Genomic DNA, 25,394 nt, shown 5'->3' on the forward strand with positions numbered 1-25,394 from the left:
TAGGGATTGTTTGTAGAAAGCCATGAGGACGTTGTTGCTGTTTTATTTTGTTGTTTTACGTACGATTAAAGTAAAGTCTAGTTCTTCGGGTGTTAACTTTTGTAAAGACAGATCATTGTTGATCATCTTAAACGCATTTTCGGCTTGCTTATGTATGGAGTAATCAATCGTAGTGATATCTAACAAATGTGAGATTTCAATATTATCAAAACCAATCACTGAAAAATCTTCAGGCAACGAGTACCCTAAACGTTTTGCTTGCGAAACTAAACCAGCTGCAACAGCGTCAGAGCTTGTCATGAAGGCATCGGGCTTGATCTCTTGATTGGCTAACCAATGAGCAATGTGCTCACCATCTTGGATGCTGTTGATATTATTGAACAGTTCGGGTGAATGTGGGGTCAAGTCGTACTTTTTACAAAAATATTCATAAGCTTTGATTCGGCTTTTAGTATTCAATCGTCGAATATCGCTGTATAGATTAATAATAGTGCGGCACCCGTTAGCGTAAAGATGTTCAAGACCCAAAAGATAACCATCATATTGGTCAATAAAAACAGACGAAATACAAGGAGATTTGACTCTCTGCCAAGTAACGATAGGTCCATATTTTGTATACGATTCAATGGTTGACCAATCATTCGAGCGAATAATCAAAAAAATACCATCTAATTGTTTACTGCGCATCAGCTCTAAAGCATTTAATTCTTTTTTAGGATCATTTTCAGTTAAGTAGAGAATGACCGTATACCCTTTTTTTTGGGCAGCTAATGTAAAATTTTTGACTAAGACAGTAATGGTCTCAGTAATATTTGGCGCAATGATGCCAATGGTTTTGGTTGCTCCTTTTTTCAACGAAATCGCTTGACTGTTCGGAACGTAATCTAATTTTTCGACAGCGCTTTCGACTTTTTGGCGAGTAATATGGCTGACATAACCATTATTGTTAATGACCCTTGAAACGGTAGCAGAAGATACACCAGCAATTTTTGCAATATCTTTCATATTCGTCATTTCGAAAACCTCTTTCTGTAACCGGTTGTATAGTAATCAGTATACCAAATGATGGATAGAAAAAATACGCAGAACACAGCGAAGAAAAATCCTGGAATTTTTTTGACAAATAAAAAGTTTGTGCTTGACATGTAATGCATTACATAAACTATAGTAAATGTAAGAAATGAAAACGTTTTAACTAGGAGGAAAATTAAATGTCGAAAACAGCATTGAAAATCGTTACAATTGGTGGAGGATCAAGCTACACTCCGGAATTAATTGAGGGGTATATCAAGCGTAAGGACCAACTACCAATCAAAGAAATCGTTTTAGTAGATATTGAAGCTGGAAAAGAGAAACTTGAAATTGTAGGTGCAATGGCTAGGCGTCAAATTGAGGCTGCCGGATTAGATTGGACCGTTGAACTGACGTTAGATCGAAAAACCGCGTTGAAAGATGCTGATTTTGTTACGACGCAATTTCGTGTTGGGTTGTTGGATGCACGAATTAAGGATGAGAGAATTCCTTTATCCCATGGTGTATTAGGTCAAGAAACAAATGGAGCCGGTGGGATGTTAAAAGCTTTCAGAACCATTCCAATCATTTTAGATATTATTAAAGATATGAAAGAAGTTTGTCCGGATGCTTGGTTAGTCAACTTCACAAATCCAGCGGGTATGGTAACTGAAGCAGCCATAAAACATGGAGGATGGAAAAAGACAGTTGGCTTATGCAATGTTCCAATTGGACACTGTTCAACAGCTTCACAAAAATTAGGCATACCAGAAGATGAACTTTTCTTTAAATTTGCTGGAATCAATCATTTCCACTGGCACCGTGTTTGGGATAAAACTGGAAAAGAAAGAACTGCTGAATTGATCGATATGATTTATGGACCTCATAAAGAAGGCGAAAACACAGACTTTAAAAATATCCATGACGCTGAATTCCACTATGAACAAATCAAAGATTTGGGTATGCTGCCATGCGGATACCACCGTTACTATTACATTGAAGATGAGATGTTGAAGCATTCTATTGAAGAGTTTGAAAACGGTGAAACAAGAGCACAAGTTGTAAAAGCTACTGAAACACGATTATTCGAATTGTATAAAGACCCTGCACTAAATTATAAACCAGAAGAGTTGTCACAACGCGGTGGCACACATTACAGTGATGCAGCTTGTGAAATCATTGCTTCCATTCAAAATGACAAGCGGACAGATATGGTCGTTTCAACGGAAAATAATGGTACGATCGATGACTTGCCATATGATAGCATCGTTGAAGTATCGGGATCCGTTACTGCACATGGAGTAGAGCCTTACAACTGGGGAACGTTTACTCCAGCAGCACGCGGCATCATTCAAAACATGAAAGCGATGGAAGAAACGGTGATTCGAGCAGCCATTGAAGGGAATTATGGGGCAGCTTTACAAGCCTTTACGATCAATCCTTTAGTACCAGGCGGCACGCTTGCCAAAACTATTCTTGATGAAATGTTGTATGCACATAAAGATCATCTGCCACAATTTGCAGAGAAAATCAAAGAAATCGAAGCTGATCAACCTGAAACAATTAGTTATGTTGATCAGTTGATGGAAAGTAACTATAAAGAAATACCAGCTCAAATGGTTTAATAAACTAATGTGACCAAATATCGATTAAATTGCTTACCTATGTCTGCTACTCTTTTAGCAACATAGGTAAGGAATTTTAAAATAGAAATGTAAGCGTTTTTTTAAAACTGGAGGGAGAATGGATAATGGATAAATTTATGGAGTTTCTTCAAGATAAGATGGGACCTATTGCCTATAAATTGGATTCAAATCGCTATTTATCTGCTATAAAGACAGGTTTTTTTGGCGCTATGCCTATTTTGATTTTAGGTTCGATATTTCTTTTGTTCGCTAACTTACCTATAGCTGGTTATCCAAATTCTATGGCTTCGATATTAGGTGATAATTGGACTACTTACTTTATGGTACCGTATGACATGACCATGAACATCATGACGATTTTCGTTATATTTGGTATCGCAAAATCATTAGCTGACTATTATGATCTAGATGATCTAGCAGCAATCGTTATTTCAGTTGTAGCTTTCCTGGTTTTAACACCAACTATTTCTACAGAAGATGGGTTAATTGGAATTCCGATGAACAATTTAGGAGCCAGTGGATTATTTGTAGGAATGATCACAGCTATTATTGCTGTTGAAATCACTCGTTGGGTAGTTGCAAGAGGTTGGACCATCAAAATGCCTGAATCTGTTCCACCAAATGTAGCCAAATCTTTTACAGCGTTAATACCGGCATTATTCGTTATCTTATTCTTTAACTTTATCCGTATCGGATTTAGCTTTACCTCATATGAAACAGCTCAAACGTTTATTTTCCAATTTTTACAAACACCACTGACTGCTTTAGGCAGTTCATTGCCAGCGACATTGGTTATTGTAATTTTTGAAATTTTATTATGGTCATTTGGTATCCATGGTTCTAATATCGTTAGTGCAGTGATGCAGCCAATTTGGTTATCACTAACAGCAGAAAATGCTGCTGCTTTCAGTCTGGGAGAAACACTTCCGCATATTGTAAACTATCAATTTTATCAAAACTTCATAAAGGTAGGGGGCGCTGGTGGAACGATCGGATTAGCCTTACTTTGTTTAGTAATGGCTAAATCAGCACAGTTTAAAACATTGGGTAAATTAGCATTTGGTCCAGCCTTGTTTAATATCAATGAGCCGTTGATTTTTGGATTACCAATCGTGTTGAATCCAATCATGCTGATTCCATTTTTGATTACTCCGATTCTTATGGCTGTATCAACTTACTTTGTTATGTCGATCGGACTCGTTCCAATAACGAATGGTGCCAATATACCATGGACGACACCACCAGTTATTGCAGGATTCTTGGTTAGTGGTTGGCGAGGCGCCGTTTTCCAAATCATTCAAATCGCTGCCAGTACCGTTATCTACTACCCTTTCTTTAAACTGGTTGATAACAAAGCCTACAAGATCGAAACGGAAGGTCAAGATGCAGTAAATAATGAAATGAAAGAAGCCATTTCTACTACTGAAGCAAAAACAGTTTAAACCAATGAGTGCAAAAAACGAGTGGATTTCTCACTCGTTTTTTTTATGTCTTTAAAACAACATTTAAGATAGTACTCTTTTCAAGATAATGATACACTCAAAGAAAGGATAATGGTTGGGAGTGATTAGTGTGTATAAAGAATTGCCAGCGAAAAAGTTAGATAAACGTGCCATTCGTTATGAACGAACAAAAGATATTATTGAAAGCTTTTTTACTTTAGCTGTTTTTGTCCTTTTAATGTTTTTGACTATCCTATTTAATTGGCCAATCTGGTTGATGGTTATTTGGATTGTTTTGCCCATCATTGACTTTTTATTGAGCCTATTCTTATTGCCTTATTTAAAGTTAAAGGCTGTACGTTATGAAATATATGCGCTCCATCTTGAAATTATGAATGGTCTATTTTTTAAAAAGAGAACGTTGATTCCAATTGAGCGGATCCAACACATAGTCGTCAAAGAAGGACCGTTGACTAAGAGATATGGAATCCAAATGATCGAAGTCTTTACGGCAGGAACAGGGCATGAGATTCCATTGTTGTTGAAAAAAGATGCAGAAGAGTTAAGAATTCAATTGCTGGAACAGATAAAGGCGGTGAAATCAGATGTATAATGAAAAAAAATTGCATCCATTGACTCTTATTACAGAAGCCTATAAACGGTTGATTTCTTTTATCTTGCCGATTCTTTTCTTTGCTTTTACCGGCCCCGACATGGAAGGTTTTGGCTTTGTTTTGCCACTACTGTTCTTTACGATTTTTGGCTTATCCTACCTAGTGGACGTTTTAAGATACATACGGACCTCTTTTTGGATCGCAGGAAATCGATTTGTGGTAAAAAGCGGATTATTTATTCAAAAAGAAAAAGATGTTCAAATTAGTCGGATTCAAAGCATTGATTATAGTGAAAACTTGATTCATCGTATTTTTAATGTCACAAAGTTGGAGATCAAGACTCCTGGAAAAGGGATCACATTAGATGCGTTGTCTAAAGAAGATGCATTAAAGTTGGCGAACCAACTGCATTACCTTAAAGAAACATCCTTTGACGCTGACAGGGATAGCAATGAGGAACGTGAAGAGAAGCAGATCGATCGACACAGTGGATTTTCCTTGCAAGAAGCAGGAGTCACAAAAGAATTGTATACCATGAGTTTAGTAGATATCCTTAAGATGAATTTTATGGGCGGAACTGTTTTTAAAGGGCTGATCCTAATGGTAGGAGCAGTAAACATTTTTGGAGAGTTTATTCCTGATTCAATTTTTAATCAAGCAGGGACGATCTTCAGTCAAACAGCGATTGCCTCTTTTATTTTCATCGGTATCCTGCTGTTTATCCTATTGTATGTTGTAGCTACAGTGCTTTCGATTATTAAGAATTTTGAATACAAAGTCGAATTAACAAAAAATCACGTGACCATTGAAAAGGGACTACTCGAAGTTAAAAGCCAGACGATTGCTTTAGGCAATATTCAAAGTGTGTGGGAGAAACAGAACTGGCTGCAAAAACTAACGGGCTATACAACCTTTTGGGTAGGGATCACAAGTGATGATGAAGTGGATAAGAAAGATTCTGTGAGTGAAATGACTGAAGAAGGAAAAATTTTGTTGCTACCGTTGATAAAAAAAGATCAACTTGCAGCGTTAAGAGCTGAGATCATTCCGCAGTTTAACTTTCAGCCTGCTCAAACGATTATTCCAATTCGATCGTTTAGACGATTTGTACAATTCCCATTGCTATTCTGGATCATTGCAGCCGCTTTAGCTTCTTACTTTTTATGGCCTTATGCATGGACAATCGGTTTAGTGGGTAGCTTGCTGTCACTTTTGTATGGCTACCGGAGTTACAAAAAATCGGGGTATGCTTTATCCACAGATGAAGTGACTTTTCAGTTGATAACATTCCTAGGTACCGAGATTATGTACTTACGTAAAGACCGTATTTTAAATTTAACAGTCAAACAAAATCCTTTTTTAAGAAGAAGTCGATTGGGGAAAGTAGAAGTCTTTAGTGCCTTAGGAGATACATCCCAAAGCAAAGAACTGTCATTTATTGAAGAAGCCGACTGTGAGCGGTTATTTGACTGGTTCATGGCAAAAGAGAGGAGTGAAAAGCATGGAGCCTGAAAATGAGCTGGATCCTCTAGTTTTAAAATTATGGCGGATACGTGGGTTTATGAACAGCATTCCAATGGTTATTGTTGCACTGGTGTATAACTTTTTTTACCAAATCATGCCCCATACTCCATTGCCAGAAGAAGGTATCTATATTACCATTGCTTTGGCTCTGTTTGGAGGATTTATCTCTATTTATGTACTGCCAACGTGGCATTATCGGTCTTGGAGAGTAAATTATCGAATGGATGAGATTGATTTCATCTCAGGTATTTTTATTAAAAAACGAATCACGATTCCCATCATTCGCATCCAAAATATCGAATCCAATGTTGGACCGTTAGCCAAAAAAATAGGCGTCATGTCTTTAACCATCTCAACAGCTGCTGCAAGTCATAAGTTGCCGGAGATGCCTGAGGAAGAGGCTTTGGAATTGAAAAAAAGGATTCAGCGATTGATCCGCAACAGTTTATAATATAAAAAAGCTCGTTCATAATCTGACCCACAAGAGTAGTAGGACTACTGCTGTGAAGGAAAGAAACGGAACGAGCTTTTTTTGCTCTCTGTCAACAAGTGTGTATAGTAAAAAAAAATCTTCTGGAATGAACGGTTTTGCTTGTAAAGAGCTGTGGCATCTCCTGAAGCCTGTAGTCTTCGGGCTTTCAAGCCTCAAAAAGAACGTAATCGCTAAAGCGTTAACGTTCCTTAATTCGCATTGAATGCTTTACACAGCTACAAGCAATCCCTATTCCTCCAGAAATTTTAAGATAGCCCACTTAGTAGTCGTTATTACTAAAAAGGAAATCTGTTCTTAATTCATTTTTTTAATGGTGCGTTTGACAAAGTCTGTAAATAGACGCTGCATCATCAAATCGTACGGAATCATTAATTCTGGGTGCCATTGCACGGCTACGATACTTTGGTTGGGTGATTTTGCTTCAAAGGCTTCGATCAAGCCGTCTTTGCTCCAAGCCACAGCTTTAAAAGGTTCAGCTAATTTTTTTATGGCTTGGTGGTGGTACGTATTGACGACGTATTGTTTGCCAAAAATCTTGCCGATCGTGCTGTCAAAATCGATATCGATCGTGTGCGCACCGGTTTCAAAATGCGTCAGTTGAATGTGTTGGACCGCTAAATCAGGGTAATCTGAGACGTCTTGATACAAGGTCCCGCCGTAAGCCACATTCAGCAATTGCAAACCGCGGCAGACTGCAAAAATGGGTTTGGCTTGATGAATCGCTTCTTTGACTAGTGCGATTTCAAAAGCATCTCGTGCCGGATTGGTAGCGCCTAATTTTAAACTGGGTTCTTCACCAAATAATAACGGCGACACATCTTGTCCTCCAGCCAATAAAAGACCGTCCACTTTTGATAAATAGTCTTTGGCTTCATTGGGATCACTGATTGGAAAGACGACCGGGATAGCATCCGCTTGTTGAACGGCGGTAACAAATCCTTGTGGTGTGTAAGTGATCGGTAAGCCGTTCAGGTCGGCATTGTTCAATAAAATATTTCCGGCTATTCCAATTAATGGTTTCATAAATGATCCGTCCTTTCATCAATAAAAGCAGGACAACTAAAACACAGCACACTCAAAGAACAGGGCTGGTTCTGCCAGCTTCATTTTTTTCTTAGTTTACCTGATTATAGCAGAAAAGTAACTTCAGAGCATTTGTTAATAAGATTGCGAAAGCAAGAGGGTTAGTCTAAAATATAAAGTAAGAAAGACAGTAACTCCAAAGAAGTATCATTTGTGAAAAAATTCTAAAGCATAGGAGCGAATCCAAGCTATGTCCGTATTAGAAGTGAAAAACTTACATGTATCGATTGAAGACAAAGAAATTTTAAAAGGTGTTAACTTAACCATGAAGACAGGCGAGATCCATGCTATTATGGGACCAAATGGAACGGGGAAATCCACTTTATCTGCCGCTATCATGGGCCATCCGAGCTATACCATTACAGAAGGCGAGATTTTATTAGATGGTCAAGATGTTTTAGAGATGGCCGTTGATGAACGGGCTCGAGCAGGCTTGTTTTTAGCTGTGCAATACCCAAGTGAAATCGCAGGGATCACAAACGCTGAATTTATGCGAGCGGCGATCAATGCCAGAAGACCAGAAGACGACAAAATATCCGTGATGAATTTTATCAAAAAGTTAGACGATAAAATGGCGGTATTGGATATGCCGGAAGAAATGGCTGAACGGTATTTAAACGAAGGTTTTTCTGGCGGGGAGAAAAAACGCAATGAGATCTTGCAATTGATGATGATCGAACCAACATTTGCCATTCTGGATGAAATCGATTCAGGTCTGGACATCGATGCGTTAAAAGTCGTGTCCAAAGGCGTTAATGCGATGCGCGGTGAAAATTTTGGCGCATTGATTATTACCCATTACCAACGCTTGTTGAATTACGTTACGCCAGATGTGGTGCATGTCATGATGAATGGCATTATTGTGAAAACAGGCGGAGCTGAACTCGCTAAACGCTTGGAAGCGGAAGGCTACAAAGGCATCCGTGATGAACTCGGCTTAGACATTGTGCTGGAAGACGATTAGGAGGATCAAGATGAAAGAGACCAATTATATAGATTATCTTGACTCTGTTCAACAATTTTCACTGATGCAGGAAGAACCGTTATGGATGATGGAATTTAGAAAATCAGCGCTAACCAAAATCAACTTTTTAGAGCTGCCGTCTTTTGAACGAGTCAAGTACCAACGCTGGCCATTGCTGCAAGTTCCTGACCTATTCAGTTATGAAGAAGGAATTATGCTGGCAGAAGATTTTTTAACCGGAGATAACGATGCACCGCGAGTGATCCAAGTCGGCAACCAAACGGTTATGGAACAATTGCCAATGAAGTACATCGAACAAGGTGTGATTTTTACGGATATCTTTACGGCGTTACAAGAACATCCAGATTTAGTAAAAAGAGTCTACATGAAGCTAGCTGTTGAACACGATGAAGACAAATTGACCGCTTTTCATGCGGCCTTTATGACCAGCGGATTGTTTTTATATGTTCCTAAAAATGTCGTGATCGATGAACCGCTTGAAGCGTTATTTGTCCAAAACAGTCAAGTTCAAAACAGCTGGATCAAGCACGTCTTGATTTTTGCGGATACCAATAGCGAATTTACGTATGTCGAAAAATACGAAACGATTGGCACCGAAAAAAATGCAGCCAATATTATTGTAGAAGTGATTGCCAATCCCGGAGCGAAAGTGAAATTCTCAGCAGTCGATCAAATAGGAGAAACGACTACTACGTATATCAACCGTCGTGGGTATGCCCTCAAAGATGCAAAAATCGAATGGGCGATCGGTGTGATGAATGCCGGAAATGTGATTGCTGACTTTGATACTGATCTGATCGGAGAAGGGGCGCATAGCGAAGTCAAAGTTGTGGCCATCAGTATGGGCAAACAGATCCAAGGCATCGATACTCGTGTGACCAATTATGGCCGCAATACGATCGGACATATTTTACAGCACGGTGTGATTCTGGAGAAATCGACCTTAACCTTCAACGGCATCGGACACATCATCAAAGGCGCTAAAGGGGCAGATGCTCAGCAAGAAAGCCGTATCTTGATGTTGTCTGAGTACGCTAGAGGAGACGCCAATCCGATTTTGTTGATCGATGAAAATGACGTGACGGCCGGACACGCAGCCAGTGTCGGCAGAGTGGACCCAGAAAATCTGTATTATTTGATGGGCCGAGGCATTCCGAAACAAGAAGCCGAACGCTTAGTCATTCGAGGATTTTTAGGTTCCGTTATCGCAGCGATACCGTTAAAAGTCATGCGCGACGGATTAGTGGATACGATCGAAAGGAAGTTGAGCAAATGAGTTTTTCAGCCGAACAAGTGAAAAACGATTTTCCGATTCTTACGCAAATTGTCAACGACGAACCGCTAGTCTATTTAGATAATGCGGCAACCACTCAAAAACCCACAGCTGTAATAGATGCTCTAGAAACTTATTACCGTGAAGCCAATGCCAACGTCCACCGCGGTGTGCATACGTTGGCGGAGCGGGCAACAACGCAATACGAAGCAGCGCGTGAAAAAGTCCAACACTTTATCCACGCCAATGAATCGGCTGAAGTGTTGTTTACTCGCGGCACTACGACCAGTTTGAACTGGGTAGCCAAAAGCTACGGTGAAGCGAACGTAAAGTTAGGAGACGAAATCCTGATTTCAGGGATGGAGCATCACTCGAACTTGATCCCTTGGCAGCAATTAGCCAAGAAAACGGGAGCTGCATTAAAGTATATTGAATTAACAGAAGAAGGCTTATTGGACATGGAGAGTTTCCGTGCTCAATTAAGCGACAAGACCAAAATCGTCGCATTGGCGCATGTCTCCAATGTCCTTGGAGTCGTTAACCCGATTCAAGAGATCGCACGACTAACGCATGGAAGAGAAGCCGTATTGGTGGTCGATGGAGCACAAGCTGTGCCAAATATGCCGGTGGATGTCCAAGCGTTGAACGCAGATTTTTATGCTTTCAGCGGGCACAAAATGATGGGGCCGACTGGGATCGGTGTGTTGTATGGAAAACGTCACTTATTGGAACAAATGGAACCCATTGAATTTGGCGGAGAAATGATCGCCATGGTGGATGAACAAGACAGTACGTGGAAAGAATTGCCTTGGAAGTTTGAAGCAGGGACCCCACATATTGCAGGAGCCATCGGACTTGGTGCAGCTATCGATTATTTAGCAACGATTGGACTGTCAGCGATTCAAGAACACGAAAAAGCATTGATGGCTTATCTATGGCCGAAATTAACAAAAATCCCAGGATTAACGATATATGGGCCAAAAGATACAGCCAAACGAACCGGTATAGTGACATTCAACTTGGATGGACTTCATCCACATGACGTGGCAACAGCCATGGATATGGAAGGGGTAGCGATTCGAGCTGGCCATCATTGTGCACAACCCTTGATGCGCAGATTATCAGCCGATTCAACCGCTCGAGCGAGTTTTTATCTGTACAATACGACAGCAGATGTGGATAAATTTATCGAAGCATTGCTGGCAACAAAGGAGTTTTTTGCTCATGGCCTTAACTAAATTGGATCAATTGTACCGCCAAGTCATCTTAGATCATTCCAGCCACCCGCATCACCATGGGAAATTAGAGCAGTCAACGACTCAAATCGAGTTGCTCAATCCAACGTGTGGAGACGTGATGCAGCTGCAACTGGTCGTCGAAGACCAATGGATCAAAGATATTCGTTTTGATGGAAGCGGTTGTACCATCAGCCAAGCCAGTGCCAGTATGATGACCGATGCCGTGATAGGCAAAACCGTTTCTGAAGCATTAGCATTAGCAGATCAATTCTCTCTGCTCGTGCAAGGCAAAGACGTTCCAAAACTGGAAGAGCTAGGGGATGCGGCATTATTGAATGGCGTCGCAAAATTCCCTGCCCGCATCAAATGTGCCACATTGTCATGGAAAGCACTGGAAAAAGCATTGAGTGGAAAAGAGCCTGATGAAGAAAAAGCAAGGAGTGTAGAATAATGGGAGAAGTACCAGAACGCGAGAATTACCAATTCGGCTTTCATGATGACGTGAAATCTGTTTATACAACAGGTAAAGGACATTCTGAAGCAACCGTTCGAGAAATTTCAAAACGCAAACAAGAACCAGACTGGATGTTGGATTACCGTTTGAGAGCCTACGATCATTTCAATAAACGACCGATGCCTGAATGGGGAGCGGATCTATCAGAAATCGACTTTGATAATATCACTTATTACAAAACCGTCAGCAATCAACCGGAGCGCAGTTGGGAAGACGTGCCGGATAAAATCAAAGAAACCTTTGAACGTATTGGGATTCCAGAAGCCGAACGCAAATATTTAGCGGGCGCCGGAGCACAATACGAATCTGAAGTGGTTTACCACAACATGAAAGAAGAATTTGAAAAAATGGGGATCGTTTTCACCGATACCGATACAGCTCTAAAAGAATACCCAGAAATCTTCAAAGAACATTTTGGAACAGTCGTACCAGCAACCGACAATAAATTAGCAGCTTTAAATTCAGCAGTCTGGTCTGGTGGAACGTTTATTTATGTTCCAAAAGGCGTGCGCTGTGACGTGCCATTGCAAATGTACTTTCGCATCAACGATGAAGCAATGGGCCAATTCGAACGGACGTTGATTGTGGTGGATGAAGGCGCGAGTGTGCATTACGTCGAAGGCTGTACCGCACCAACTTTTTCATCCAGTAGTCTGCATGCCGCCATCGTTGAGATAGTGGTCAAAAAAGACGCTTACTGCCGTTACACAACGATCCAAAACTGGTCCAACAATGTCTACAACTTAGTAACCAAACGTGCTGTAGCCGAAGAAGGAGCCACTATGGAATGGATTGACGGCAACCTTGGAGCCAAAACCACGATGAAATACCCAAGTATCCATTTAAATGGACGCGGAGCTAGAGGAACCATGCTGTCGATTGCGATGGCAGGAGCCGAGCAAAACCAAGATACCGGCGCAAAAATGATCCATAACGCACCAAACACCTCAAGTTCAATTGTCTCAAAATCAATCGCTAAAGACGGTGGAGAAGTCAATTACCGCGGACAAGTGACGTTTGGCAAAAACTCAGGCGGATCCATCTCACATATTGAATGTGACACGATTATCATGGATGACTTATCCAAGTCCGATACCATTCCATTCAACGAGATCCACAATGGAAATGTCTCACTCGAACACGAAGCTAAAGTTTCTAAAATTTCAGAAGAACAACTCTATTACTTGATGAGCCGCGGATTGACCGAACAAGAAGCTACCGAAATGATTGTTATGGGATTTGTTGAACCTTTTTCAAAAGAACTCCCAATGGAATACGCAGTGGAATTGAATCGATTGATTGCATATGAGATGGAAGGTAGTGTGGGGTGATTTTAAAGTGAGTTACATGAGTAAAGATATTCTGTCTAGCTTAATTTTGACAAATCAGATAAGTATAAAAAAGGAGATTAAAAAATGATATTAGACAAACTAACTATTAAAGGGTTTAGGCGTCATGAAGAAATAAATATTTTTTTTCAGATACAACTTTCTTAATAGGAGAAAATAATGTAGGGAAAAGTACTATATTAGAAATTATAAACACACTATTTAATGATACAGTAAAAAAACTTGTTGAAACAGATTATTATAGTTACTTACTACCAGATGGGGAAATTTTTTCTTGTGATTCAGTAACTCATAGAAGCTAAAATTAAGGACTTACCGTCGGAAGCTGAAACATGGAGAGGTTTTAAAGGTAGAATTTTCAAGGAAAATCATTCTAGTATAAATGAAAATGGTAATGAAATTACAAACTCAACTAATGTATTATACTATAAAAAGGTTTATCAAAAAAATACAGATAGGAAAATATACATAAAGAATCATCCTTCAAAATTAAATGAGCCTTTTTTAGATATCAATACAATAAATGAATTTATTAAATTGGGATTTCCAGAAGAATTAATAGAGCAAGATAATACTATAGAACCTAAGATAAATTTGCCTAAAGATAGAGATAAAAAATTTTCAAAAGCAGATAAAAACAAATTCTTAGAAAAATATGAATCTGATTTTGATTTCTTTGATTATGATAAAGATAGCAATGAAGAATGGAAGGAGAATCCAGGTGGTTTTTCTTCAAACGTTCTATCTAAACTGCCTAAAGTAATAATGATTCCAGTAAACGATGGTCTAGATAATTTTAGTAGTGGAACCGGAGCCATGCAATCTATATTAAAAGATTTGTTTAATGTTGTTCGCTCAAAGTCTTTAAATTATATAGAAGCAGATAAACATTTAAAATTGCTGGCTGCAGAATTAGATCCACAGGATGAATCATCTGATTTTGGATTAATGATGAAAGATCTAAATGGAATCATTGATGGCGTATTCTCCGGGATAGGTTTAAATGCTTATGCAAGTTTATCAGACCCTCAAGCATCGATAAAACCTACTTTCAATGTTAACATGACAAGTAATGTCACTACACCAATCGCGAATCAAGGTACTGGTGTAGTTAGGTCAGCTGTCTTTGCATTATTACGTTATCGAGCTCAAGTGACTCATTCAGAAAGTCCATTGATAATATGTTTTGAAGAGCCAGAGATATATTTGCATCCAAATGCAGCTAATCAAATGAGAGAGACTATATATTCATTATCTTCTATAGAGAATAATCAGATTGTTTGTACAACACATTCACCATATATGATAGATTTAAGTAAGAAACCTAACCAAATTTTAAATTATATTAGTTTAGAAAAGAAAGATATATATATATCAGATGAATTAGTAAAAACAAAAGTAACCCAAAATAAACCATTTAACATAATGAAAGGTTTTAAGGATTTAGTAGAACGGGACAAAGATTACATAAAACTTATTCTTAAAATGGATGATTATCTTTCAAGAGTATTTTTTTCACAAAGAGTACTAATTGTAGAGGGCGATACTGAGGAAGTGGTATTAAGACACACTATTTCCTTAATGCCTAAGGAGTTAAGAGACAAAGTTTTAAATAATTGGCAGATTATAAGAGCAAGAGGCAAGCCTGTGATTATTTCGTTAATAAAGTATTTAAAAGCTCTAGGAATAGAACCTTCTGTAATGCATGATAAAGATAGCGAGACCCCAGGTGCTATGATTATGAATAAACCCATAAAAAATGCATTAGGAAACGATAAATATTTAACTACACTTGAAAATTGTATAGAAGATATTTTGGGATATACTCCTCCAAATTCAGAGAAACCTTACAAAGCATATAAATATGTTACAGAAAACTGGAAAGTTTGGGAAGATGTCACTGAGACTTGGAAGGAAATTGTTAATAATATTTTTAATGAGGTCAATGAAGATTGCAAGCAAAGTTCTGTAGAAGCAGAAACAGAAACAGAAAAAGTTAAATTAATTACTAATAGTTAACTTTTATATTTTAAAAACGGCTTTGTAAGTCCAAGTCGGGAGCGTCAATGGTGTTTGATAGTTCAACGACTTTCGTGGGATATTATTTCTTTTGTTTGCGATGATATCCGCCACCGTGAATTACCAGCAGGTTATGGTGACTTTAATTCTATAGGGGAACTCACTTGTTTTCCATTTAGACAAAATAAAGGACGTTAGTGAGATTTCTCTCACCAACGTCCTTTATTGTACAACCACGAAGAGCCGTTTTTTTATGAGTTTAGTTCGCTGAATCTAAATAATTTTGATAGAATTCTTCTACTTTAGCTGGATCGGCTACTAACTCATTTCCAGTGTCGACTAACGGACTAACAGTCGAGTAAGCTTTTAATTTCAAACCATCGTAAGCAGAACTGATTTCATCTTGGTTGATGGAGTAAAGAATCGATTTACGCAAATCGGCACTATCAGAAACATCCCGTCCATTGGTATTGAACAACATGTACGTTACACCATTACTTGGCATACTTTGTAATGTTAAGCTGTCTTCGCCTTCAACAACGTCATATTTTGTTTCATCTAATCCATACAATAAGTGGATTTCACCAGAACGTAAAGCAGATAGGGCACTATCCGCATCTCCGATAAAACGAACCGTCACATTAGCAATCTGTGCTTCGTTTTCTGTTCCAGCCATATAAGCCGGATTTTTTTGGAAAGTTGCGGCATAGTCGTCTTTTTGGATCATGATGTAAGGACCGCTGGCATACAAATGATTGTCATATGTTTCGCCTTTTGTTACGGTCCGTTGGTCTCCGTAAGGGATATCAGTAGTGATATCAAAGTTTTCGATATCGTATGTGTTGATGCTTTCAACTTGTTCTTGTGACACGATTCCTGCAGATTGGTGCGCCAAGTAGTTTAAGACTTGCGGGAAAGGTTCTGTTGTGGTCATTTTGATCACTTGGTAATTTCCTGAAGCATTATCAACTTGTTCTGCATCTTCTACAACTGCAGCAATAGGAGCTTCTAAACCAGCTTCTAAAGCTTCTTTGACAGACCCGCTGCCGTCAGACAACTGAGCATTTTCAAGTTCAGCAAGATCTGTAACCAAGCTAGCCGAGTCGATGTGCTCATGTAAACTGTACGTCCGGTGGTCTGGTACAGAATTCGGATTTTTTGCGCGGTTTAATGAGAAAATAGCATCTTGACCACTGACCATTTTACCAGTATCGACAGCTTGTCCATCTTCAACGGCTGCAAAATTAATATCATCGCGTAAAATGAAGTAGTAATCCGAGTTGCCGTCTGCGATTGCGTGGTTGTAACTTAAAGAGCCATCAGAAACAACTTTGTCATCATCTGTTAAGTTCACTAAGCGGACATACATATTCGTATTCAATTGATTAATCGATCCGTCATTGCCTTTGATAGGGTCTAATGAAGTCAAATCTCCCATCGTTTGCGTCAACAGCAGGGATTCTGTATCGTTCAAAGCTGTATCGTTAAATTGCACGTTTTCCCAAGCAAAAGCACGTGATTTTGACAAACGAATAGAATCAGGCTTTAAGAGTTCGCTGTTAAATGCTTGAGCTTTTAAAGAAGTATACAGCGGGGCGATATAAGCATTTTCAGTAACTAAGACATCTTCTAATTCTTTATACGTTTGAGTATACTCATCAGCAGTTTGCAGAGCTGCTTCATCAATCAAAGCATCTACTTCGCTGTTTGACATGCTGCTGTTATCGCCGTCTGTAATAAATAAAGAACGCACAGCATAGTCAGGATTTCCGGTTACAGTTGTCCAGCTTGAGATCGCTAGATCATAATTACCAGCTTCTTTTTGGGTTTGGAAACTAGCATAGTCCGGCTGAGTATTCAATTTTACATCGAAGCCATTTTTGATCAATTGATCTCTGACGATATTCATGTCGGTTTCATTGCTTGAAGTGCCTAATAGTTCAATGGTATTTTTTGCCGTTGTTTCACTCGTCGAAGCAGCAGAGTTGCCGTTGCTCGCTTGGTCTTCTGTTTGCACACCACAAGCTGCTAATAAAACCACACCAGCTGTAAGAGTTAGTAGAGATAATAATCGTTTTTTCATTGCACTTAACCTCCAAGTTTTTTTATTGTCTATAAAACAAAGATAATGAACCCTTATTAATTCAATTTTGGATCGGTGGCATCTCGGATACCATCGCCTAAGAAATTAAACGATAAAACCAGCAGGATAATCGCTAACCCTGGATAGATCGCCAAATACGGACTAGTCTCTAAGTATTGGCTGCCGATCCTTAAAATATTTCCCCACTCTGGAATGTGAGGTTCAACCCCAAGTCCAAGATAACTTAAACTGCTTGTCGAAATAACGGCCGTTCCGATTGTTAACGTTGAACGAACGATCATTGGAGCCATCGCATTCGGGATAACATGCCTTGAAATGATCCGGCCGTTAGTTTGTCCCAAAGCCCGAGCTGATTCAATGTATTCCAAATTGCTGACTTGCATGACATTGGCTCGCATCGTTCTAGCATAAGATGGAATCGAGCCTAAACTTAATGCAATGACTAAGTTCGTTGTTGAAGCGCCAAATGCCGCTATGATCGTAATGGCTAACAGCATGCCGGGAATGGCGTAAAGCACATCCAATAATCGCATGATCACGTTGTCGGTCGTACGGCCGTAAAAACCAGATATTGCGCCTAAAACACCGCCAACGACTAAAGGAATAGCAGTTGCGATCAAACCGACAGACAACGAAATTTGTGTGCCGAAAATAATTCTTGAAAAAACATCGCGTCCATAATTATCCGTGCCAAAAGGATAACGTAAAGAAGGACTTTGCAAAATCGAGCTGTAGTCATTTTGAACCGCAAAAGAATAACTAAACGTCCAATTACAGGTAACCGCCAGCATGATCAAAAAAGTAATGAACAGCAGTCCAAGCAAAGCGGCTTGATTTTTGATCAACTTTTCGCGAATACTGGTTTGACGTTTCCCTATGTGGTCGGGTTTATTATTTTGATACAAAGAAGCTGCGACAAAAAAGACAAGTATGTTCCCTGTAAGACCGGTCAGCGCCAGTATGAGCAACGTTATTTTTTGAACCGTTGGCTGCCAGTCAAACCATCTTTGTCCAAAGGCTAAAACGAAGCTATGGAAAATCAGAGAAGCAATCATCAGATAAAAGAGCGGTAAAAAAGTGTTCGATACAAACGGTTTGAACACATTCAATGCCGTCACAGCAATGACGAGTACATCTACCAACACCATATAAATAGCATAAATCAGGCTAGTCGTTAGTGTTTTTTTCAGCGTGATGATTCCTGAAATAAAAGCAAAGATATTTCCAATCAAAAGACTAAAGAGCATGACCACTGAAAGGATTTTAACTGAAGGAAGTTTTATTTCAGCATGGAAATCGTCTTTTTTGACCATTTGGAGTAACCATTGGTGTACTAAACTGACGAGTACATTTAAAACACCTATTCCTAGAATCACCGGTTTAAATCCAAACGGCTGAAATTGAATGCTCAGCAGTATCCATAATGCGGCATACCCCCAAGTCAATCCATTGTTGAAGCGGATTTGTTGGTAAACTAAATTTGTTTGGTATGATTTCACTTAAGAGACACCTGCTTTCATCGTCCGCTTTTGATCCGAGAACGAATTCGTGGATCAATAAAGCTGTAAAGTAAGTCAATAAAGACATTGACCATCGATAAGATAACGGCGATATAAATAACGCCGCCCATAACACTTGGGATATCTGGAACAAACTGTTTATCGACAATATAGCTCCCTACACCATTGATATTAAATACTTTTTCCGTCACAGAGGAGCCGCCCAGCATTCCGCCAAACTGTAAGCCAATAATCGTAACGATCGGAATCAAAGCGTTTGGTACGGCATGCCGCAGAATAACTCTTCTAGTTGACAGGCCTTTAGCTCGGGCTGTCAAAATGTAATCTTCATTGATGACTTCCAGTGTCGATGAACGGGTCATTCGCGCAACCGAAGCCATCAAGCCCGTTCCCAGAACAACGGCTGGCATAATAAGAGAAACCAGATTGTCCGCATTGTAAGTAGCCGGCAGCCACCCTAAGTTGATAGAGAATGTCAAAATAAAGATCAATCCTTGCCAGAAACTAGGAATGGATATTCCGATCAAAGCAATCAACATAAAAAGATGGTCAAACGTTGTGTTAGCTTTAACCGCTGCATAAATTCCAGCAGGGAGAGCAACTACAACGGAAAGCGCCAAGGCGAATAAAGTCAATTGTAAAGTGACTGGGAAGCGACGCATGATCATTGTTACAACACGTTCATTTCCTTCAAAAGCATTGCCTAGATCAAATGTGAAAATACCTTTGATGGTTCGGCCCAACTGGATCAGATAAGGATCATCTAAGCCATGAACAGCATTAAAGTTGATAATTTGTTCAGGCGTTGCTTGTACTCCTAAAATGTTTGTCGCTGAATCTGAAGGCGATAAGTACAATAAAGTAAAGACGATAATGGTAACGCCGATAATAACGAACACCATCATAATTAAGCGATCAACAATGTAGCGCAACGTAGGAATAGAGACGATCAACAAGAGTACATACATAGGCAAGCCCAGAAATAGAGACAAAACAAAACCCAGCGGCTGCTGCAGCCATTTGACGGTTTCATTCAAGAAACTGGGCTGCTCGCTAGTTGATTCTTGGTAATAAGCCAATGTACGCTCCTTTAGTTCTTTTTGATAAGCCGTCTGATAAAGTTCATTCACTCTTTTTTCCATCTGTGCTTTCGAGCTGTTTTGCTGCAGAAAATCAGCCTTTCGTTTTTCTTGGTTCAGAAGGTTTTCCTTTAAAGCCGCTGCCGCACCGCTTTCTTCAAATGTTCGTTTGATTTTTTGCTCTACAGCGTGTAATTCAGATAAGCGATTCTTTAGTAAGTAGCGGATGAGCACGAGCAGTTGAAACGGGAAGCTGAGCAAACCTAAACCCAAGGCAATAATGCGTTGCTGAGAAGCTTCTTGATAAGATTGACTGATCGTTTGCAGCCAATTTGGTTTGGCGTGCATGGCATTTCCTCCTTTCGGTTTTTTATTTTTTTAGTGATTCGTTAGATGTGATTTTTCCTGAAAAACAAACAAAAAAGCCCTTAAACGGCTCTTCTTCATATGATGAAGAGCTGTTTAAGGGCAAAATGCAATATTTTACGGTTCCACCTTAATGGTTACAAAGAGAAAAAGAACTGCCATTCTTGTTTTACTTTGTATGCTTAATTCGGTACGGCGCCATAAATAACAGACGGATATACCGATTTGCTGTAACGGGCAAACCCGATATGGTCTAAAGAAATGTTCATTCAACCATACAACTCCAAGATGCACTTCCAAATTTTCTTCCAGATCCCTTTCCACCAGACGGGACTCGCTGTGCTGTCATCCAACTTGTACTTTTCTTTTCATCGTTTTTCAGAGGTGTTCACTTGTCTAACTAGACATAAATATAGCAAACACTCTTATATTCGTCAAGCGATTAAGTGAAAAACTTTTAATTAGTAAGTAACAGGGTTTATTTTTAGATTGAATCGTGTTACATTTCTAAGCAAGAGAACTGCCATTTAATACCTAAAACAGCCTAAACAGGATCATCTTTATTTATTTTGACTAAGAATGGTTAAAGGAGTCGCTTATGGAAACGCTATTGAATGTAAACAATTTATCTGTCTCTTTTACGACAGGAAGCAGTACACAGCAAGTCACCTCGAATGTTTCTTTCGCAGTTAAAAAAGGAGAAACACTGGGAATCGTTGGAGAATCTGGCAGCGGAAAGAGCGTAACGGCTCGCTCGATTATGGGGTTGTTAGCGCCCAATGCCTATGTTCATTCTAAAAGCAATATTGTATTTATGGGGAAAGATTTGCTTAGCCTGCCTGAGAAAAAAATGAGAGGTATACGGGGAAAAGATATCGGGATGATTTTTCAAGATCCGATGACTTCTTTGAACCCAACGATGACAGTCGGAAGCCAAATCACTGAAACGATTCTTTATCATGAAAAATTATCGAAAATAGAAGCAGAAATCCGAGCAAAAGACATTATGCATCATGTTGGGATCACTGATGTAGACGTACGGTACAAACAGTATGCCCATGAATTTTCAGGAGGCATGCGTCAGCGGATGATGATTGCTTTAGCGTTAGTCTGCAAACCGGCACTGTTGATCGCAGATGAACCGACAACAGCATTAGACGTCACGATCCAAGCTCAAATTTTGGACTTATTAAAAGAGGTTCAAGAGAAGTTTGGGACAGCGATTATTTTGATCACACATGACTTTGGTGTTGTAGCAAATATGTGCGATCAAGTGATCGTTATGAAAAATGGCCAAGTAGTAGAAACAGGCGAAACAAAAGACGTTTTTCAGCACCCGAAAGAAGCGTATACTAAAATGCTTTTGGCTGCCATTCCCAATTTGCATAAAGAAAAGTCAGAACGACATAAAAAAAAGCTGGCAGAAATCCACTCAGGAAAACGAAAAAAACTGCTAGACGTTTCTCATCTAGAAAAACATTTCCCTTTAGGAAAAACCGGTCTATTAAAAGCAGTAGACGACATTAGTTTTGCCGTTTACGAAGGAGAAACCCTTGGATTAGTCGGAGAATCGGGTTCGGGGAAATCGACTACTGGACGAACGATCCTTCGTTTACATGAAGCGACTGGTGGAGAAACGTTGTATCAAGGGTTTGACTTGAACCATTTGTCTCAAAAAGAATTAAAAACCATGCGCAAGCACATGCAGATCATTTTTCAAGACCCCTATGCTTCTTTGAACCCACGAATGAAAATTCAAGACATTATTGGTGAAGCTTTGGATATCCATCAGTTAGCAAAAAACAAAAAAGAACGCAACAATAAAGTGGCTGAATTGCTGAGTCTCGTTGGATTGGACGAAGGATTTGCCCAACGTTATCCACACGAATTTTCAGGTGGTCAAAGGCAACGAATCGGAATCGCACGAGCTTTGGCAGTGGATCCGGCATTTATTGTGCTCGATGAGCCGTTATCAGCGTTAGATGCTTCTATCCAAGCTCAAATTGTTGAACTGTTAGAAGAGTTGCAAGAAAAATTAGGGTTAACCTATTTGTTTATTGCCCATGATTTAGCAATGGTCAAACAGATTTCAGATCGAGTAGCTGTGATGTATAATGGGCGAATCGTAGAATTAGCCGACGCGGAAGAATTATTTTCAAATCCCATCCATCCGTATACGAAAAAACTTTTATCGGCTATTCCAGTTCCAGATCCAACTTACGAGGCGACCAAAAAGCCGATAAGCGCAGTGGCCGATGAACAAGCTGCTTTTCATTCGGAAAAAGCTACCTTTAAAGAAGTTAGGCCTCATCACTGGGTGGCTCAATGAGCGGAAAGACAGTAAACAGAAAGTAAAGACAATTTTAAATAATTGGGAACTAGGTTTCAAAAAAGAAAAAGGTTTAAATCAAAGGAGAATTTGATTTAAACCTTTTTTCTTTAAAGATAGTTACTGGTGTTAACACAATATTGCCATGAATTGACCGGTATGGCTACAAGGATACGCTATCATTGGTTAACGCAATAGTTGGTTGAGATGGTGTTTTTAGGCAAACAGCAGTAATGGGAACTGAAAAGTTTTTTAGCAATAAGATAGAGATTCAGAAAAAGCTTATCAACATACTGAATGGGCGTTAAAAGAGTTCCTTGTAAACATGATAGGAACTGAGTTTTAAAAATGACTTTCTTCCAGAATAAACAAGTTTACTCGCTACTTTAAAAATAAGAACAAACGAATGGTTGAAACTTGAAAGCTCGCGATTTGTGTGAAATGGGTTTTGATCCAGTGTTAAAAGCTGAAGAAACAAATCATATTAAAAATGGTGAGTTTATTCGTGATTTAAAGGGACCACTGGCAGACGTAAAGGTGGAGCAAGAATTAATTATTGAAGCAGATTTACTGCTTTATATTTTCCCGATTTGGTGGAATTCCATGCCAGCAATCATGAAAGGATATGTCAATCGGATATTTTCTCATGGGTTCTTTTACAATATGGACGGTAGCCCTGATCGTCGATTAATCGATATGCAAGCCTATATAATCAGTACGACAGGGCAACCCCAGGAATCGAGCGATAGTAATGGTTTAAATGATGCAATCAGACGTTTATCATCTGAATGGATGTTTATGACAATAACGGAATAAAACTAGGTAATTCATAGTACCAAGTAGCCCACAAACGGGTCTAAAGGAGGTCTCAACATGAATTTACGTGATAGCTGGGGAAAATACAAGGCTGTTGAAGATTTCAATTATTCCGATATAGAGGAGTATATTAGAGACATAGGGCAAACTAGGTTGTTTAATTCAGGTAAAGCGATTGTTGAAAAAAATGATTTTCTTCTTATATTTATTTTATCGTTGAAGGGATAGCAATTGGGCAAAGGCGCTATAAAGATGGCAATGAATTCAGTTATTTCCAAGTAGATAAAAAAAGCGGCAACATTGGTTTGTTGGAAGTACTGAGTAATAAAGAGCAGTATGTAGCTACGATTACTTGTCTAACAGATGTAACAGTTGTCAAATTAGAGTCCGCTGTTATATATGAACTCATCATGAATAATCTTAATTTACTCAGAAAATGTTCTTTTTTGTTGGCGAAAGATTTGTCTAACAGATCTGGTGTTTAGAAAGACCTGTTTGTATGTATTAGATATAAAAAAAAGCCACTCTCCATTGAGTAGCTTCAAACCTTAACTGCTGGCATATATTTTGATAGTAGTAAGTTGAAAAATAGTATATTAATACTTAATGAATGTTTTTTTTAGTTTCATCTACTTCACCTAAGTCATTACCGATGTAAAGCAGGAGGCTTTGTCAACCGGTTATTTTACGTGTTTTTCGTTTGTACACGAGGTCTTTGTGCGGATTTTTGACCGCCTCTTCGACCTTGTTTACTTTTAGCGCGTGTTCCACTATTGCGCGTGGCAACTGCTTTTCTCGCCTGCTGTGTTGGTGCTTGAGTGCCTTCTTTCAAAAGATAAGGATGGTCTTTTATGACTGGAACTTTCCTCTTACTAAGTTTTTCAATGTCGCGCAACAAGTCTGATTCTGTTTCATCACAGAAAGAGATAGCTTTTCCACTTAGCCCTGCGCGCCCTGTACGGCCGATACGGTGAACGTAGGTTTCTGGAACTTCAGGCAAGTCAAATTGGATAACTTGCGAAAGCTCAGGCACATCGATACCACGGGCTGCGATATCTGTCGCTACGAGAACGCTAGTTTTCATGGTCTTGAAGTTTTCTAAAGCTTGCTGACGCGCATTCTGAGACTTGTTGCCGTGAATCGCTTCGGCGGAGAAACCCGCTTGCAAAAGTTTTTTGACGATTTTATTGGCGCCATGCTTGGTTCTGGAGAAGACTAGGGAGCGCTCAACCTGCTTATTCTTCAAAAGATAGATAAGTAGGTTAGTTTTGTCGGTCTTGGCTACGCGGTAAACGTTCTGTTGGATGACTTCAACAGTTGATGAAACCGGATTGACTACCACTTTTACCGGGTTTGATAAAATGGTTCCTGCAAGTTTTTCGATTTCACTCGGCATCGTTGCTGAAAAGAACATGCTTTGACGTTTCTTAGGCAATTCGCGGATAATATGGCGTACATCACGTAACATCCCCATGTCCAACATCATATCGGCTTCGTCCAAGACGAAGAAATCAACCTGATTCAGTTTGACAAATCCTTGTCTGATAAGGTCCAAAAGTCTGCCTGGCGTCGCGACTAGGATATCCGTTCCACGTTTCAGCGCGGCTGTTTGAGGATTCTGGGAAACGCCACCAAAAATTACTTGGATATTCAATGGAAGGTATTTAGCGTATGTTTGGAAACTATCACCGATTTGTATGGCAAGTTCACGTGTAGGAGCAAGGATTAAGGCTTTGATGGCCCCTTTTCCAACGGTTTTTTCTTCCATAATATTTTGAAGGATGGGTAAAGCAAAGGCAGCTGTCTTACCAGTACCAGTTTGGGCACAACCCAACAAGTCCTTGTTGTTCATCAGATGCGGAATGGCATCCTCTTGGATAGGCGTTGCTTTCGTATAACCTGCTTCTTTCAGTGCGTGCAATAGGTGTTGGTTCAATTCTAATTCATTAAATAACAAATGGTTCTCCCTCGGCATGGTATACATGCATT

General features: G+C 39.4%; 21 protein-coding genes, 1 pseudogene and 1 other annotated feature. Of the genes and pseudogenes, 16 read left to right on the forward strand and 6 right to left on the reverse strand.

The genetic code is table 11. From position 1 onward, the window contains the following. Positions 1-42 precede the first annotated feature (42 nt). Positions 43-1,014, reverse strand: a complete 972-nt coding sequence (locus BLT48_RS11000; protein ID WP_089977935.1) for a LacI family DNA-binding transcriptional regulator — start codon at positions 1,012-1,014, stop codon at positions 43-45. Between the two features lie 197 nt (positions 1,015-1,211). Here BLT48_RS11000 and BLT48_RS11005 point away from each other — a divergent pair, with 197 nt between their 5' ends. The 5 genes from BLT48_RS11005 (at position 1,212) to BLT48_RS11025 (ending at position 6,688) form a co-directional block, all read left to right on the forward strand. Beyond that, entirely contained in the window at positions 1,212-2,636 is a 1,425-nt protein-coding gene (locus BLT48_RS11005; RefSeq protein WP_089977938.1) for a 6-phospho-beta-glucosidase, read from the forward strand. A 125-nt stretch (positions 2,637-2,761) separates the two neighbouring features. After that, a complete protein-coding gene (gene celB, locus BLT48_RS11010) occupies positions 2,762-4,099 on the forward strand; it encodes a PTS cellobiose transporter subunit IIC (protein WP_089977941.1) in 1,338 nt (445 codons plus the stop codon). Between the two features lie 130 nt (positions 4,100-4,229). Beyond that, positions 4,230-4,712: a PH domain-containing protein gene (locus BLT48_RS11015; RefSeq protein WP_089977942.1), complete on the forward strand. Its 483-nt coding sequence runs from the start codon at positions 4,230-4,232 to the stop codon at positions 4,710-4,712. Beyond that, positions 4,705-6,225, forward strand: coding sequence for a PH domain-containing protein (locus BLT48_RS11020; protein ID WP_089977944.1), 1,521 nt, complete (start codon positions 4,705-4,707; stop codon positions 6,223-6,225). The genes BLT48_RS11015 and BLT48_RS11020 overlap by 8 nt, the downstream gene beginning before the upstream one ends. After that, on the forward strand, positions 6,215-6,688 hold the full coding sequence (locus tag BLT48_RS11025; protein WP_226776722.1) for a PH domain-containing protein: 474 nt from the start codon (positions 6,215-6,217) through the stop codon (positions 6,686-6,688). Before BLT48_RS11020 ends, BLT48_RS11025 begins: the two co-directional genes overlap by 11 nt. Positions 6,689-7,024: 336 nt before the next feature. On the opposite strand, the gene BLT48_RS11030 is transcribed toward BLT48_RS11025, so the two are convergent. Beyond that, complete coding sequence (locus tag BLT48_RS11030; protein WP_089977946.1) at positions 7,025-7,753, reverse strand: gamma-glutamyl-gamma-aminobutyrate hydrolase family protein; 729 nt, start codon at positions 7,751-7,753, stop codon at positions 7,025-7,027. Positions 7,754-8,003: 250 nt separating this feature from the next. Here BLT48_RS11030 and sufC point away from each other — a divergent pair, with 250 nt between their 5' ends. The 7 genes and pseudogenes from sufC to BLT48_RS11065 all read left to right on the forward strand — a co-directional run bounded on the left by sufC (position 8,004) and on the right by BLT48_RS11065 (position 15,191). Continuing rightward, positions 8,004-8,777, forward strand: a complete 774-nt coding sequence (sufC, locus tag BLT48_RS11035) for a Fe-S cluster assembly ATPase SufC (RefSeq protein WP_089977948.1) — start codon at positions 8,004-8,006, stop codon at positions 8,775-8,777. A 10-nt stretch (positions 8,778-8,787) separates the two neighbouring features. Continuing rightward, a complete protein-coding gene (gene sufD, locus BLT48_RS11040; RefSeq protein ID WP_089977950.1) occupies positions 8,788-10,074 on the forward strand; it encodes a Fe-S cluster assembly protein SufD in 1,287 nt (428 codons plus the stop codon). Next, entirely contained in the window at positions 10,071-11,309 is a 1,239-nt protein-coding gene (locus BLT48_RS11045; RefSeq protein WP_089977952.1) for a cysteine desulfurase, read from the forward strand. The genes sufD and BLT48_RS11045 overlap by 4 nt, the downstream gene beginning before the upstream one ends. After that, on the forward strand, positions 11,296-11,760 hold the full coding sequence (gene sufU, locus BLT48_RS11050) for a Fe-S cluster assembly sulfur transfer protein SufU (RefSeq protein WP_089977954.1): 465 nt from the start codon (positions 11,296-11,298) through the stop codon (positions 11,758-11,760). Before BLT48_RS11045 ends, sufU begins: the two co-directional genes overlap by 14 nt. After that, complete coding sequence (gene sufB, locus BLT48_RS11055; protein ID WP_089977957.1) at positions 11,760-13,154, forward strand: Fe-S cluster assembly protein SufB; 1,395 nt, start codon at positions 11,760-11,762, stop codon at positions 13,152-13,154. The genes sufU and sufB overlap by 1 nt, the downstream gene beginning before the upstream one ends. A gap of 155 nt (positions 13,155-13,309) precedes the next feature. Then, a pseudogene (locus BLT48_RS14560) lies at positions 13,310-13,474 on the forward strand (AAA family ATPase); the annotation flags it as partial. Positions 13,475-13,526: 52 nt separating this feature from the next. After that, positions 13,527-15,191 carry an ATP-dependent nuclease gene (locus BLT48_RS11065; protein WP_267462148.1) on the forward strand — a complete coding sequence of 555 codons (1,665 nt, stop codon included), beginning with the start codon at positions 13,527-13,529 and terminating at the stop codon, positions 15,189-15,191. A 259-nt stretch (positions 15,192-15,450) separates the two neighbouring features. Here BLT48_RS11065 and BLT48_RS11070 read toward each other — a convergent pair whose 3' ends face one another. The 3 genes from BLT48_RS11070 to BLT48_RS11080 are packed head-to-tail and all read right to left on the reverse strand — an operon-like array spanning position 15,451 to position 20,242. Further along, positions 15,451-17,274, reverse strand: a complete 1,824-nt coding sequence (locus tag BLT48_RS11070; RefSeq protein WP_089977964.1) for an ABC transporter substrate-binding protein — start codon at positions 17,272-17,274, stop codon at positions 15,451-15,453. A gap of 56 nt (positions 17,275-17,330) precedes the next feature. After that, complete coding sequence (locus tag BLT48_RS11075) at positions 17,331-18,794, reverse strand: ABC transporter permease (RefSeq protein ID WP_089977967.1); 1,464 nt, start codon at positions 18,792-18,794, stop codon at positions 17,331-17,333. Positions 18,795-18,811: 17 nt separating this feature from the next. Beyond that, entirely contained in the window at positions 18,812-20,242 is a 1,431-nt protein-coding gene (locus BLT48_RS11080; RefSeq protein WP_089977969.1) for an ABC transporter permease, read from the reverse strand. Between the two features lie 113 nt (positions 20,243-20,355). Continuing rightward, positions 20,356-20,641 (reverse strand) — a binding site (T-box leader). Positions 20,642-20,858: 217 nt separating this feature from the next. Between BLT48_RS11080 and BLT48_RS14390 the strand changes: the two genes are divergently transcribed. The 4 genes from BLT48_RS14390 (at position 20,859) to BLT48_RS14565 (ending at position 23,890) form a co-directional block, all read left to right on the forward strand. After that, complete coding sequence (locus tag BLT48_RS14390; RefSeq protein ID WP_089977972.1) at positions 20,859-22,589, forward strand: ABC transporter ATP-binding protein; 1,731 nt, start codon at positions 20,859-20,861, stop codon at positions 22,587-22,589. A gap of 441 nt (positions 22,590-23,030) precedes the next feature. Beyond that, positions 23,031-23,405, forward strand: a complete 375-nt coding sequence (locus BLT48_RS11090) for an NAD(P)H-dependent oxidoreductase (protein ID WP_439328947.1) — start codon at positions 23,031-23,033, stop codon at positions 23,403-23,405. A 57-nt stretch (positions 23,406-23,462) separates the two neighbouring features. After that, positions 23,463-23,633 carry a hypothetical protein gene (locus BLT48_RS13920; protein ID WP_176944119.1) on the forward strand — a complete coding sequence of 57 codons (171 nt, stop codon included), beginning with the start codon at positions 23,463-23,465 and terminating at the stop codon, positions 23,631-23,633. Between the two features lie 2 nt (positions 23,634-23,635). Then, positions 23,636-23,890: a cyclic nucleotide-binding domain-containing protein gene (locus tag BLT48_RS14565; RefSeq protein WP_369332861.1), complete on the forward strand. Its 255-nt coding sequence runs from the start codon at positions 23,636-23,638 to the stop codon at positions 23,888-23,890. A 200-nt stretch (positions 23,891-24,090) separates the two neighbouring features. Here BLT48_RS14565 and BLT48_RS11095 read toward each other — a convergent pair whose 3' ends face one another. Continuing rightward, positions 24,091-25,362 carry a DEAD/DEAH box helicase gene (locus BLT48_RS11095; RefSeq protein WP_089977981.1) on the reverse strand — a complete coding sequence of 424 codons (1,272 nt, stop codon included), beginning with the start codon at positions 25,360-25,362 and terminating at the stop codon, positions 24,091-24,093. Positions 25,363-25,394 lie beyond the last annotated feature (32 nt).

Origin of the sequence: Carnobacterium viridans (genome assembly GCF_900102725.1) — a bacterium.
GTDB classification, from domain to species: Bacteria; Bacillota; Bacilli; order Lactobacillales; family Carnobacteriaceae; genus Carnobacterium_B; species Carnobacterium_B viridans.